This is a genomic window from Paenibacillus woosongensis (genome assembly GCF_009725165.1).
In the GTDB taxonomy this organism is placed as follows: Bacteria; Bacillota; Bacilli; order Paenibacillales; family Paenibacillaceae; genus Fontibacillus; species Fontibacillus woosongensis.
This window is the reverse complement of record NZ_WNZW01000001.1, coordinates 75,968-89,769: the sequence shown is the minus strand read 5'-3', so window position 1 is coordinate 89,769 and position 13,802 is coordinate 75,968. Positions and strand designations below refer to the sequence as shown.

Annotated in this window: 11 protein-coding genes; 10 read left to right on the top strand and 1 reads right to left on the bottom strand. The window is 49.9% G+C overall.

The genetic code is table 11. The features are described from left to right. Positions 1–29: 29 nt before the first annotated feature. The 3 genes from GNP95_RS00460 (at position 30) to GNP95_RS00450 (ending at position 3,359) form a co-directional block, all read left to right on the top strand. Positions 30–749, top strand: coding sequence for a 3-ketoacyl-ACP reductase (locus GNP95_RS00460; protein WP_155608976.1), 720 nt, complete (start codon positions 30–32; stop codon positions 747–749). 301 nt (positions 750–1,050) lie between these two features. Next, the gene (locus tag GNP95_RS00455) at positions 1,051–2,577 is read left to right on the top strand and encodes an amidase family protein (protein ID WP_230873620.1); all 1,527 of its coding nucleotides are present in this window, start codon (positions 1,051–1,053) and stop codon (positions 2,575–2,577) included. A gap of 479 nt (positions 2,578–3,056) precedes the next feature. Beyond that, the gene (locus GNP95_RS00450; protein ID WP_230873619.1) at positions 3,057–3,359 is read left to right on the top strand and encodes a hypothetical protein; all 303 of its coding nucleotides are present in this window, start codon (positions 3,057–3,059) and stop codon (positions 3,357–3,359) included. Between the two features lie 54 nt (positions 3,360–3,413). Here the strand turns inward: GNP95_RS00450 and GNP95_RS00445 are convergent, their stop codons facing one another. Further along, entirely contained in the window at positions 3,414–3,746 is a 333-nt protein-coding gene (locus tag GNP95_RS00445) for a hypothetical protein (protein WP_155608974.1), read from the bottom strand. Positions 3,747–3,839: 93 nt separating this feature from the next. Between GNP95_RS00445 and GNP95_RS00440 the strand changes: the two genes are divergently transcribed. The 7 genes from GNP95_RS00440 (at position 3,840) to GNP95_RS00410 (ending at position 13,777) form a co-directional block, all read left to right on the top strand. Beyond that, positions 3,840–5,618, top strand: coding sequence for an ABC transporter ATP-binding protein (locus GNP95_RS00440; RefSeq protein ID WP_155608973.1), 1,779 nt, complete (start codon positions 3,840–3,842; stop codon positions 5,616–5,618). Positions 5,619–5,799: 181 nt separating this feature from the next. Continuing rightward, on the top strand, positions 5,800–6,780 hold the full coding sequence (locus GNP95_RS00435) for a LacI family DNA-binding transcriptional regulator (RefSeq protein ID WP_155608972.1): 981 nt from the start codon (positions 5,800–5,802) through the stop codon (positions 6,778–6,780). 15 nt (positions 6,781–6,795) lie between these two features. Then, positions 6,796–7,686 carry a ribokinase gene (gene rbsK, locus GNP95_RS00430; RefSeq protein WP_155608971.1) on the top strand — a complete coding sequence of 297 codons (891 nt, stop codon included), beginning with the start codon at positions 6,796–6,798 and terminating at the stop codon, positions 7,684–7,686. Beyond that, the gene (gene rihC, locus GNP95_RS00425) at positions 7,683–8,603 is read left to right on the top strand and encodes a ribonucleoside hydrolase RihC (protein WP_155608970.1); all 921 of its coding nucleotides are present in this window, start codon (positions 7,683–7,685) and stop codon (positions 8,601–8,603) included. The genes rbsK and rihC overlap by 4 nt, the downstream gene beginning before the upstream one ends. Positions 8,604–8,723: 120 nt before the next feature. Next, on the top strand, positions 8,724–10,151 hold the full coding sequence (gene dcuC / locus GNP95_RS00420; RefSeq protein ID WP_155608969.1) for a C4-dicarboxylate transporter DcuC: 1,428 nt from the start codon (positions 8,724–8,726) through the stop codon (positions 10,149–10,151). A 200-nt stretch (positions 10,152–10,351) separates the two neighbouring features. Then, positions 10,352–11,464 (top strand): DUF4349 domain-containing protein, encoded by a 1,113-nt coding sequence (locus GNP95_RS00415; RefSeq protein ID WP_155608968.1) that lies wholly within the window; start codon positions 10,352–10,354, stop codon positions 11,462–11,464. A gap of 117 nt (positions 11,465–11,581) precedes the next feature. Further along, a complete protein-coding gene (locus tag GNP95_RS00410) occupies positions 11,582–13,777 on the top strand; it encodes an alpha-galactosidase (protein ID WP_155608967.1) in 2,196 nt (731 codons plus the stop codon). Positions 13,778–13,802: the final 25 nt, after the last annotated feature.

Below are 13,802 nucleotides of genomic sequence, written 5' to 3'. Positions count from 1 at the left end.
GGTTAGGAATTGAAAAGGAGAGATAAACCATGAGCTTGAACAACCAGGTAGCCATCATTACAGGCGCAGGCAAAGGCATCGGCAAGGCGATCGCACAGGCGCTTGCAAAGGAGGGCGTTCATTTAGGACTGATCGCGCGTACGACTTCCGACTTGGAGGCGCTGCAAGCCGAATTGAGAGAGCAGCACGGCATTAAGGTTGCCATCGCTTCCGCCGATATTTCCGATCAGTCGGCCGCAGAGAAAGCCGTAGAGGCGCTTGTATCCGAGTTAGGCGGCATAGATATCCTGATCAACAACGCCGGCATTGCCAAATTCGGCAAACTGGTGGAGATGGACACGAAGGATTGGGAGCGAATTATCCAGGTTAATTTGATGGGCACCTATTACATGACAAGAGCCGTGCTTCCTAAACTGATTGCTCAAAATCAAGGGAATATTATTAACATTGCATCGACAGCCGGTGAAAGAGGCTTTGCTACCGGCTCCGCATACAATGCTTCGAAATTTGCCATTATGGGGCTGACGGAGGCCGTTATGCAGGAGGTGCGCAAGAACAATATCCGTGTTGTCGCTCTGACGCCAAGTACGGTTAATACCGAGCTTGCCGTAAATACCGGCCTGAGTATCGGGGATGAAGACCGGATGATGCAGCCGGAAGACGTTGCTGAGCTAGCGCTTGCGACATTGAAGCTCCCGCAGCGTGTATTTGTCAAAACCGCCGGCATCTGGACGACGAATCCACAGTAACTTATCATTATGGATAGGCAAGGCCCTGACCCGCATACAGCGGGTTAGGGCCTTTTTTGTGTTATTTGAGGCCTATTTCACATGGAAATATTCAATTTTCAAGACCTAATACGCATATAGTTAGTGAATATGCAGTATGCTGAGGCAATCTCAGGACATGACAGTGAGGTTTTAACAAGAGGGAGGTACAGCGTGAAGAAGAGGCTAAATAAGAAACAGACGAGGCTTGCGGGAATGGCCGTGCTCGTCTTGACTTTATTATTATCTGCGGATGGCGCAAAATAAAAGAAGCAATATGGCAATGATTCGTAATACAGGAATGGGGGAGCGTACATTGGGAGTTCAGCTTGAAGAATGGATCATCGAGGCCAGTATCGAGATGATGCAGCGGGCGATGGAGGAAGGGGAGATCAGTTCCGAGGATTTGGTCGCGGTATATTTGGACCGGATCGATCGTTATGATCATCGTCTGAAGTCGGTTATCGAGATCAATCCGGAAGCCGTGGAGATAGCTAGAGCTTTGGATCAGGAACGCAAGGAGCAGGGCAGCCGAGGAGCCCTGCACGGCGTTCCTATTTTGCTGAAAGACAATATCGGGACGCATGATAAGACCCGCACCAGCGCGGGTTCATTAGCGTTAGCGAATGCCACACCGAAGGAGGATTCTGCCGTCGCTTCGCAATTGCGTGCTGCTGGCGCTGTCCTTCTCGGCAAAGCCAATATGACGGAATGGGCTAATTTCATGTCGAGCACGATGCGGGCAGGATACAGCTCAAGAGGCGGACAAACGTTAAATCCTTATGGTCCAGGGGAGATTTTTGTAGGCGGCTCAAGTTCAGGTTCGGCTGCGGCAGTTGCCGCTAGTCTGACTGCCGCAGCGATTGGCACGGAAACGACAGGTTCGATTATCAGCCCGGCCAGCCACAATTGCATTGTTGGGATTAAACCGACGGTGGGCCTGATTAGCCGTCGCGGCATCATTCCTCTGACAGAAACGCAGGATACGCCAGGACCGATGGCGCGTACGGTAGCCGATGCTGCTCTGGTTTTGGGTGCGCTCACTGCCCAGGATCCGAGGGATGCAGCGACTTTGTCGAAAAACCGGCTGGCGTTATCGGATTATACGCCGTTTCTCAACCGCGCTTCACTCGCAAAATCACGTATCGGCATTCCGCGAAATTACTATCGGCAGCTTGATGAAGGAAGATTGGCGCTGATCGAGCAAGCCATCCATGTACTTGAGGCTGAGGGAGCAACGATCATCGATCCTGTGGAGCTGCCATGCGAGGGGCAAAACTGGGACTTCAATGTGCTTAACTTCGAATTCAAAAAATCTTTAAACGACTATTTAGAGACATTGCCGGAAATGGTTAAGGTTCGTTCGTTGGATGACGTGATCCGTTTTAATGAGCAGCATAAGGAAGCAGCGTTGAAATATGGACAGGATTTGCTGCTTTTATCGAATCGGACAAGCGGTACCCTGACCGAGCAGGCGTACCTGCACAGCAAGCGCAGAAATCACGAACTGGCAGGGAGACAGGGGATCGATGCTGTGTTAAAGCAGCACCATTTAGATGCATTACTCATTTTGGGAGATGACGATATCAATGATCTTGCTGCCCGGGCAGGATATCCCTCCATAACTGTGCCTGCCGGCTTTATTTCGGAAGGGGTCATTACCCCGGAGGGATACACGACGAAAGGGCCGCACGGAATAACTTTTGTGGGAACGGCCTATAGCGAGCCGCTTTTGATTGGGCTGGCTTATAGTTATGAACAAGCCTCGCTGCATCGCGTTCCTCCCAATCTTGATGTAATTAGGAATTGACATATAACCTATGCGATGGAAGCGGTTGTTGACGACAATTCTCTAGGTATTCCGATCGCAGGATTTGGGCTGTTAGCCCCATGGATTGCAGAACCGCTATGGCTTTAAGCTCTGTTTCTGTCATTTTGAATGCTTTGAGACTACTGCGGACGAAAACATAAGGCTCAATTTTGTTAAAATTGGAGGTATTCATAGGAAGATAGCTGGATTTTCTCCGCTGTCTTCCTCTTTTTTTGGTGAAAAACAAGGATGAATAGTGTGAACTAAGTCCCTTGTATAATGTCAGTAACTACTTGTAAAATTGTGACATGAGGACAGAGGCATACATCGTTTGGTCCCGAAGGAGGTTGTGATAAAGCGTATCCTTCGAGTATGAATGGATATGTGAAAACTCAGCTTGAAAGATCGAAGCAGTAGAATCGATGGCTAAATACATACATATGCTGAGGTGATAAATGATGCATAGAAGGACTACTGGAATGCTCTTGATTATGATCGCGGCATTCCTGTACGGCATACGATACTTGGCTGCAGCAATTTACGGGTCTGCTTCCTCTGCATGGAACGCAGATCACTTTAATGAGATGCTGAGCTTTGTCGGTGATGGGCCAGCCATACTTAGTACGATTGCATTGATTCTCGGAATTACATATTTACTTGTCGCGGAATTGGAAGGCACGAGCATGCGGAAGCAGATCGAGCAGATTAAGAGCAACTGGAATGATTTCGATTGGTATGAATCGGAGGGAAGCAGCAGAAAAGGCAAAGGGAAAAGCAAATAGGCAACTGTCAAAAAAAGATACGGCTCGGGCCCAAGGCTCGAGCCGTTATTCGCATTATATGGCTAACGATTGTTTTTGCGTATCGCGTGGCGGCATGCCATAGGCCTGGCGGAATATCCGGTGGCTGTGCCTGCGGCTGATGCCAAGCTTGCGAGAGATGTCCTCCAGCCAGTCGCTTGGAGCGGCAGACCTCCCGAGCATTGCAGGTTCACTCCCGCCCAGGACGAGACTCTGGATTTCAAGGGCCATTAAGGAAGGGAGCTCGGGACCGTACGCCTGCTCCATTTGCCGGACCCCGATCGAGAGATGGTTCTGCAACTGTTTGAGAATCGCATATAATTTGCTGAGCAAAGAGAGCTTCGCTTCCGGCTGCTCGCTCGTAATCATAGAATCTATGCTCCTTCATGTCCGGTTTGGTTAAAACTTGCGTTTTAAATCAGACCGAAGATGTTATAGAGATTACATAGGGAGATGAACAACATGGCTAAATCAGAGATTTCGCTTGATTATTCCAAAGTGTTCGAAAACGAGCAGGAAGCCAAGATCAAGCCGCTAAGACTGCTGGGCCGATTGTACCGCGAACATATCAGCAAGGTCGCTCTTTCCGCATTTTGCTATGCGATCAAATCGTCCCCTCAATGGGTGCTGTCGATCGTTACTGCAAATATCATCAATATTGTCAGTTATCCCGACCGTCACTCCATGCGTGAGTTTTGGATCAATCTGGCGGTCATCATTGTTGTGATCCTGCAGAATATTCCGATGCATACACTCCATGTCAGCTACATTAGCAAAGCTGTCCGGCATGTAGAGGCCGGCCTCCGCAGTACCTTGGTGCGGAAAATGCAGCAATTATCCTTAAGCTATCACGGAGATATGAGCGCCGGCCGGCTCCAGTCCAAAGTGCTGCGGGACGTAGAAGCCATCGACTTTTTGTCGCGGCAAATGATGACCAGCCTTATTCCGGCAGCCATTAATCTCGTTATTGTCATCGGCCTTACGCTGTATCATAGCTGGGTCGTTGCGCTATTTTTCATGTTTATGGCCCCGACGGCGGTCACGCTCGTACGTTTTTTTCGCTCCAAAATGTCGAAACAAAACCGCGAAGTACGCAAAAAGATTGAAGAAATGTCAGGCAAGGTGTCCGAAACCGTTGAGATGATTCCAGTCACCCGGGCTCATGGCCTGGAGGAAGTGGAGATACGCAAGGTGGACGATGCATTGCAGAAAATCCGGGAGCGCGGGTACCGCTTGGACATATTAGAAGCTTACTTCGGCTCGACCAACTGGGCCGTATTTCAATTGTTCCAGGTCGGCTGCCTGTTCTTTACTGCATACTTATCTTATCAGGGATATATGGAAATCGGGGACATCGTCATGTATCAGAGCTTTTTTGCCATGATTATCAACTCGGTCAGCTCGATTCTGAACGTGTACCCTAATCTTGTGAAAGGCTTCGAGTCACTGCATTCCGTTACAGAAGTGATCATGTCGGATGAGACTGAGGAATACAAAGGGCGGCAGAAACCTGAGCGTATTACGGGCGAATATCGTTTTAAAGGCGTAGGATTCAAGTACAAAGGCTCAGAGCGCCATGTCCTTCAGGATTTCTCTTTAACTGTCAAGCCGGGTGAGACCGTCGCGTTTGTCGGGGAATCCGGGTCGGGTAAATCGACCATTCTCAATTTGATTATCGGCTTCTACAAGCCGCAGTCAGGTAAAATATGGGTCGATGGAATCCCGATGAACGAGCTTAGCATGAGGCGATACCGCCGGTCGCTGGCCATCGTGCTGCAGAACAATATATTATTCTCCGGGACCATTCGGGAAAATATCACGTATGGACTCCCCCATATTTCTGAGGAAAAGCTGCAGCAGGCTATCTGGATGGCAAATCTGCAGGATGTCATCGACAGCCTGCCGGATGGGCTGGATACCTCGGTGGGCGAGCATGGAGGCAGGCTGTCCGGCGGTCAGCGCCAGCGGATCGCCATTGCCCGGGCGCTGGTCCGTGATCCGAAAATCATCATCCTTGACGAAGCGACCTCGGCGCTCGATAATGCGTCAGAGCGGCATGTTCAGCAAGCGATGGAGCAGCTGATGGAGGGCAGGACAACGTTTATCGTCGCTCACCGTCTATCCACGGTGAAGAACGCGGACCGCATCGTTGTCATGAAGAAAGGGAAAATCGTCGAGAGCGGGACTTATGACGAGCTGTTGAACATAAAGGGTGAATTTTACAAGTTAAAAAATATGTGAGCCAGGGCTAACGCAGGTCTGGTAAGACATCGCGAGATCACCGGAAATATGGCTTCTGGTGGTCTCGTGTGCTAGTTAAGTTGAAAATGAAAGAATGACAAAAAATAAAAACATATTGACTTCTTTCGAAATGGGGAGTATATTTTGTGTGTAACCGGTTACCTATGAGTGGAGTGAAAATATGATCTCAATCAAAGACGTTGCCAAGCATGCAGGCGTATCTGTAGCAACAGTATCCAGGGTCTTGAACAATAGCGGATATGTTGGCCAGGATACGAGGGTCAAAGTTGAAAAAGCGATCAAAGAGCTCAATTACAAGCCGAACGAGGTGGCAAGAAGCCTGTTCAAGAAGCAGTCCAGCACCATCGGCCTGATCGTGCCCGACATTATGAACCCCTTCTTTCCTGAGCTCGCGAGAGCGGTTGAAGATACGGCAATTCAGTTAGGATACAATGTAATTCTTTGCAATTCGGATGGAGATGAAAAGAAGGAGCAAAACTACCTTGATGTCCTGCAACAGCAGTATGTAAACGGTATTATTGTTTCTTCCAACACGCTCACCGCGGCGCAAATCGAACGGCTTAACATTCCGGTCGTCAGTATCGACCGTGTAATTAGTAAAGGCCTGCCGACGATTGTTGTAGAGAATAAGAAAGGGGCCATGATGGCAACGCGCTTCTTGCAAAGCAAGGGCTGCCGCAGGATTGGCCATATCAAAGGGAACAGCCGTGTCCTCAATGCGGAAGAACGCTGTGAAGGCTACATGGAAATCGTAGGGCAAGATCCATGGTTCAATGAGACATACATTGCGGAGGGCCAATATGACATGCAGTCGTCTATTCAGGCGACGCTGGAACTGCTGCAAAGGCATCCTGATATCGATGGAATCTTTGCAGCGAATGACATTATGGCGATTGGTGCGATTAAGGCGGCGTATCAGCTTGGCAAAAAAGTGCCTGAAGACATAGCCATCATCGGCTTTGACGGCATCAGCCTGTCCAAGGCGACAACACCGGAACTTACTACAATAGAACAGCCCATCTACGAAATGGGAGAGAAAGCGACCAAACTGCTGGTCAGCTTAATGGAGCAGCAGCAGACTGCGGATCCGGAGAGCTATAAAGTACTGGATGTAACCCTTATAGAGAGAGAATCAACCTAAGAAGGAGAGACAGAAATGGAGCGGAAACCTAAAATTACTGTTGTTGGCAGCATCAATATGGATCTAGTCACCATAACAACTCAAGTGCCTAAAATCGGTGAGACGCTCCTTGGCAAGCAATTTCAGATGAACCCCGGCGGAAAAGGAGCCAATCAAGCAGTAGCAGCAGCACGGCTTGGAGCAGATGTTCGTTTGATTGGCTGCGTCGGGAATGACCGCTTCGGTCAGGACATCTTGCAGCACCTCAGAAATGAAGGTGTTGATGTAAGTGATGTGGAACCGGTTACAGATCATACAGCTACAGCTACGATTACTGTTTACAACGAGGACAACAGCATTATTGTCGTACCGGCAGCCAACCATCATGTAACCGCATCTTTTGTAGAATCCAAGCGGGAAGTTATTGCAGACAGTGATATTCTTCTCGTCCAGCTGGAAATACTATTGGAAGGTGTCCAAAAGGCGGTTGAGATTGCCAAAGAGAACGGGGTTACCGTTATTTTGAACCCGGCTCCGATTCAGGAGCTGCCGGCAGAGCTGCTACGTCAGGTGGACTACCTTACACCTAATGAGCATGAGCAGGCTGTTCTGATGCAACAGCTTCATGACGAGGATATTAGCGGCAAGCTGGTCGTTACGAAAGGTAGCCAGGGCGTGTCGATCATGAACGAGGGCCTGGAGGTGAACGTTCCGGCCTATAACATTAGCGTCGTAGACACGACTGGAGCAGGAGATTCTTTTAACGGTGGACTGGCCGTTGCCTTAAGCCAAGGAATGACTTTACGAGATGCTTGTGAATATGGCAATGCCGTTGCTGCCCTTTCAACAACGAAGCTCGGGGCGCAAAGCGGAATGCCAACGAAAGACGAGGTTGCCCACTTTATTCAAGGAGGACGAAATCAATGAACAAAAGACCGATTATTATTGACACCGATCCAGGAATCGACGATGCAGTTGCATTAGCCATAGCCTTGTACAGCGAGAAGCTGGATGTGCGTTTAATTACTACCGTAGCCGGAAATGTAGGCTTGGATAAGGTAACCTTGAACGCCTTGAAATTGTTGAAGTTCTTCAAGAAGGACATCCCTGTAGCGATGGGAGCGGACAGACCGCTGATCAAAGCGCCGATCGATGCGAGCAATGTTCACGGCTCCACTGGAATGGACGGTTATGATTTCGAAGAGCCCTCGAAAGAGCTGCTTTTACAAGAAAATGCGGTCAATGCGATGCATCGGGTCATTATGGAGAGCGAACAGCCGATAACCTTAGTTCCGATCGGACCTTTGACGAATGTTGCGCTTCTCCTGCGTATGTACCCCGAAGTAATAGAGAAGATTGCCGAGGTGGTCATTATGGGCGGATCGACAGCCCGCGGCAATGCCGGAGTCATGGCCGAATTCAACATATTTGCCGATCCGGAAGCGGCGAAAATCGTGTTCCATAGCAATCTGCCCGTCGTCATGGTTGGTCTTGACGTTGGATTGAAAGCGCTCGTATATCCTGAAGACAGTGAGCGGCTGAAGGACATGAACGAAACAGGGCAAATGATCTACCAGCTGTTCCAAAAATATCGCGGCGGCAGCATGAAGACGGGATTGAAAATGTACGACAGCTGTGCTATTGCCTATCTCCTGCAGCCAGAGATGTTCACTGTTGCCGATACTTTTGTAGATATAGAGTTAAGCGGCTCCTTGACATCCGGATGTACTGTTGTCGATCTGAAAGGATACCTTGGTCAGGAGAACAACGCTAAAGTTTGTGTCGATATCGATCCGCAAATGTTTAAAACGTGGTTTTTGGACGGCTTGAGCAAATGCAACTAAGTTATGCCTGATCAACTGGGCTCTGCATTATGAATCTTTGCTTGATCTTAGGATACTCTGGTCTGCATCTGATTTGAGTTTTATCAGCACCCAATCTGCATCTTTAGGAGGAACGTCTTTATGGGGTCTAATTTAGCCATGTACGGCTCGGCGATTCTTGCTGTACTTATCGTTATTTACATGTTAATCAAGAAAATGGACATCAAAATCACTCTTTTTCTCATGGGGATCATTTTGATTTTGGTCGCAACGGCAATGGGTAACGGTATCGCCGTTAAGGATTTCGAATCGACAGGTTCGCTATGGCTGGATCCGCTTCAGGTGATTGTGCTCCAGTTCAAGCAGACGTTTACGGCGGCGGGCTTCATCATCCTCCTGCTCGGGGGCTATACCGCTTATATGTCCGCCATTGGGGCGAACGAAGTGACGGTCAATGCTTTAACGAAGCCTATTTCCAAAATTAAGTCGGCTTATATTCTAGTTCCTATCGTATTTTTGCTCGGCAATCTGCTGTCTCTCGTCATTCCTAGTGCGTCGAACCTGGCGATCATTTTGCTGGCAACCTTGTTCCCGATTCTTAGAAAAGCGGGCATGTCGGCGCTTTCCGCGGCGGCGGTCATCGCTACATCCGCTACGATTGTTCCTACGCCGCTAGGTAGCGATAACGTCGCCATCGCCCAGGAGTTGGCCAAGCACGCGATGTTCGCCAACTTGACGGTAACGGACTATGTGTTCAGATATCATGCTATTGTATCCATTCCAACCTTGCTCTTTATCGCGCTGGTTCATTATTACTGGCAGAAGCGCATGGACAAGAAAGCAAGCCATTTGCAGGCTGAAGCCGAAGTGAATCATGATTCCAAGGAGGATATGGAAGTCAAAGGCGGCAAGCTATTCAAAACCGTGTACGCACTTCTGCCGATCTTCCCGATTATTCTGCTGCTGGGTACTTACGCGATTCAGATTACGACAGGCAATGCCATTGAACTCAGCGTAGAGGTCGCAACCTTGGTTTCGTTCGTGCTCGCGATCATCTGCGAAGTCATTCGCCATAAAGGCGACAGAAGTGTACTGGAAAAAACGGAATCCTTCTTTAAAGGAATGGGCGGAGCAGTACCGATCGTCGCCCTGCTCGTTGCCGCTTCCGTCTTTGTTACGGGGCTGAAGTCCATCGGTTTGGTGGATGCCCTGCAGCAATCCATGCAAAATATTCAAGGGAACGGACTAGACTTCATTCTGCCGCTGATCCTTGTAGCCATTACGGCGCTGATTGTTATTCTTAGCGGCAGCGGTACGGCTTTGATCTTCGCCATGGTGCCGTTGATGGTTCCATTAGCGGATGCAGCAGGAATCAGCCCGATTGCAATTTCGGTGCCGATGGGACTTTCAGGCAACCTGTTCCGCGCGGTATCGCCGGTGGCAGCCGTTGTGCTGATCGTTGCTGGTACGGTGAAGACGGATCCAATCGCGATCGTAAAAAGAACATCGGTTCCAATGATCGCGGGTGTGATCTTTATGTTCATCCTGTCCATGGTCATCTTTCTGTAACATTAAATTCATCATCAAACAAAAGAAGAACAGGCCTAGATCCTGTTCTTCTTTGATTTGGAAACCATTTATTTAGAATATTACCTCTCATTAAGCAAAGTGGATTAGTTAAATAAAAATGCATCGCTAGATAATTAATTATCGCTTTGCTGCAACCTTCCAAACAATGGAAACGTCGAGGGTGCAAAGGGGGTAATAGAATGATTAAGAAATGGAAATTGGTACTATGTATAGGAACAATGACATTGTCTTTGCTGTTAGGCGGGTGCGGAAGCGCGAGCAACAATAAAGCAGCCGACAGCAAGGCGGACAGCGGTTTTTCCGGGGAGTCAGAACTTATGAGCATGAGCGCGGATGTTAGCATGAGCACAGCAACAACCGAGCAAAGCATGCCAGCTGCCGGCAGCAATGAGGCGCCTGTAGGAAAGCAGTCGTCCACTACGCAGGCTGGCGATTTCCAGGTGCCAGGAGGAAGCCCTGGCATGCAGGCGATTGACGCCCCGGCTGGGCTGAATAAGAAGCTGATTTACCGGGCAAATGTTGTACTGGAAGTGAAGGATTACGGCAAAGCCCAGTCCGATGTACGGAATTTGGTGGCCATGTCGGGCGGTTACATTGTGGAATTTACCGAGAACCAGTCTCAGCATGAGCAGGGCGGTACGATCATGCTGAAGGTGCCATCGTCCGGATTTTCCTCATTCTTGGACCGTCTGGAGAAAATGGAGCACGAATCGCTGCAGCGCAGTATGCAGGGACAGGATGTTTCGGAGGAGTACGTCGATTTAGAGTCGCGGCTCAAAGTGAAGCAGGCGATGGAGTCTAGATATTTGCAATTTCTGAAAGAAGCAACAAAGAGCAGTCAAATGGTGGAGTTCGCTAATGAACTAGAACGCATTCAGACGGAAATCGAACAAATTCGGGGACGGATGCGCTACATTGACCAGAACGTGGCTTATTCTACGGTGGAGATCCGGCTATATCAGCCGGAGGTGAACCAGGCCAGTTCTTCCGCTAAGGGGAAGGAACCACTCGGCCACCGGGCGTGGAGCGCTTTGGACAGCAGTCTGAAAGCATTATCGGCTGTTATAGAATGGATCATCGTTATTTTGTCTGGCGCCCTGCCCATTTTGCTGCTTCTTGGCATTATTGCCGCTCCGATCTGGATTGTGCACCGCAAGCGGCTGCTTAAAGCTAGGGAATATCGTCTTCAGCGCAAAAATACAGTCAATCCGCCAGCCGGAACAAAACAGGCAGGACAGGCAGAAGCGGCGGACAATCAAGACATTCCACGTCATGAAGATGACACAGACTGAAAGGTAAACTGAAATTAGGACACAAAATTCCATATAGAATATCACTTTACTGTCGTTACGTAACTTGGAGAACATAGTAGAATACAGGGTATCAGCTATTGATTAGGAGGATATGGAATGCCTATTTACTATGACGAAGCATCCGGTATTTTTCATTTGCAATCGCATCAAACCAGTTACGTAATTCAACTCGTGCGGGGCTTGCCTGCACATGTATATTTCGGTCCGCAGCTCCGGCAAGGAAGCAATTTAAATGATCTGCTTTACAGAGTGGAGCGCTCCTCGTTCTGTCCAAATCCATTTCCGGACGACAAGACGATATCGCTGGATACTTTGCCGCAGGAGTACCCGCAGTATGGTACGAGCGATTTCCGGAGCCCGGCTTACCAGATCAAGCTGTCTGACGGAACCCGTATTTCCGAGCTGGTCTACCGATCACACCGTATCACAGCTGGGAAGCCAGCTTTAGAAGGGCTTCCAGCGGTTTATACCGAGCAGGATAACGAGGCGGAGACGTTAGAGCTCGTGCTGCATGATGTCAAGGCAGGGTTAAGTGTAACGCTGTATTATACGGTATTCGAGCAATTCAGCGCCATAGCAAGATCGGCTAGGCTGGAGAACGAAGCAGGAGAGGCGCTGCAGCTCGAGAGTGCCTTAAGCGCATCCATTGACTTGCCTGATGCCCGTTATGATGCGCTGTATTTATCAGGCGCATGGGCCAGGGAACGCCACATTCAGCGAAGAGCGCTTGCGCCGGGCGTAACCGGAATCAGCAGCCGCAGAGGGTCGAGTTCGCATCAGTTTAATCCTTTTCTAGCGCTGCTCCGTCCTGAGACGAATGAGCGCCAGGGCGAGGTGTACGGCTTCAGCTTGATTTATAGCGGGAATTTTACCGCCGAGGCCGAAGTGGACCAATTCGGAACAACGCGCGTATCGCTAGGCGTCAATCCCTTTGACTTTTCTTGGAGGCTTGAGCCGGGGGAAGCTTTTCAGACGCCGGAAGCGGTGCTCGTCTATTCCGCTGAAGGGCTTGGGGGCATGTCGCGTACATTCCACAGATTATACCGTACGAGACTGTGCCGGGGCGTGCACCGGGATCTGGAACGTCCGATTCTCGTTAACAACTGGGAGGCTACGTACTTCGATTTCAATGCCGACAAGATCGAAGCAATCGCTAAGAAAGGCGGCGAGCTAGGCATCGAGCTGTTCGTGCTGGACGATGGCTGGTTCGGCAAACGGGACTCTGACAACAGCTCGCTTGGCGATTGGTTTGAGGATCGCCGCAAGCTGCCAAACGGCTTGCAGGATCTTGCCGAACGGGTGAAACGGCAAGGGCTGCAGTTCGGACTGTGGTTCGAGCCAGAGATGATTTCCCCAGACAGCGATTTGTATCGCAGCCATCCGGACTGGTGCCTGCACGTGCCGAATCACCGCAGAACCGAAGCACGCGACCAGTTGATCCTCGACATGTCGCGCGCGGATGTAAGGGAATATCTATACGGCCGGCTCAGTGAAATTTTTACGAATGTGCCGATTTCATATATTAAATGGGATATGAACCGCAACATGACAGAGATCGGCTCTGCGCTCAGCTCCCCTGAGCGGCAGAGCGAGACGGCTCATCGTTATATTCTCGGGCTGTATGAATTGATGGAGCGCTTGACTAGTGAATTCCCGCATATTCTGTTCGAGAGCTGCTCCGGAGGAGGAGGGCGCTTTGATCCGGGCATGCTCTATTACATGCCGCAAACGTGGACTAGCGACGATACCGACGGCGTGGAGCGTTTGAAAATCCAATATGGCACTAGTATCGTCTACCCGGTCTCGACGATGGGCGCTCACGTGTCGGCGGTGCCGAACCATCAGGTCGGCCGCAAGACATCCTTGGAATTCCGCGGGGACGTAGCCATGTCTGGTAATTTCGGCTATGAGCTTGATTTGACGACATTTACGCCGGAGGAAGTGGAAGTTGCCAAAGCCCAAATTGCAAGCTACAAGGAAATTCGCGGGCTGGTACAGCAGGGCGATCTATATCGTTTGTTAAGTCCCTTCGAAGGCAACGAGACATCATGGATGTTCGTCAGCGAAGATCGGAGGGAAGCGCTGCTGTTCTACTTCCACGTGCTCGCCGAGCCGAACGCGCCGCTGAAGCGCGTGAAGCTGGAAGGCCTTGATCCATTGCTGGACTATCAGCTAGGGGATACGGATACCATCTACGGCGGCGACCGTTTGATGGCGGCCGGCTTGCCGATAACCTCCATTCGGGGCGATTTTGAGAGCAGGGTTGTGCACCTAAGAGCGATTTCGCAATAAGAACACAGAACAAGAAAGCCATGGC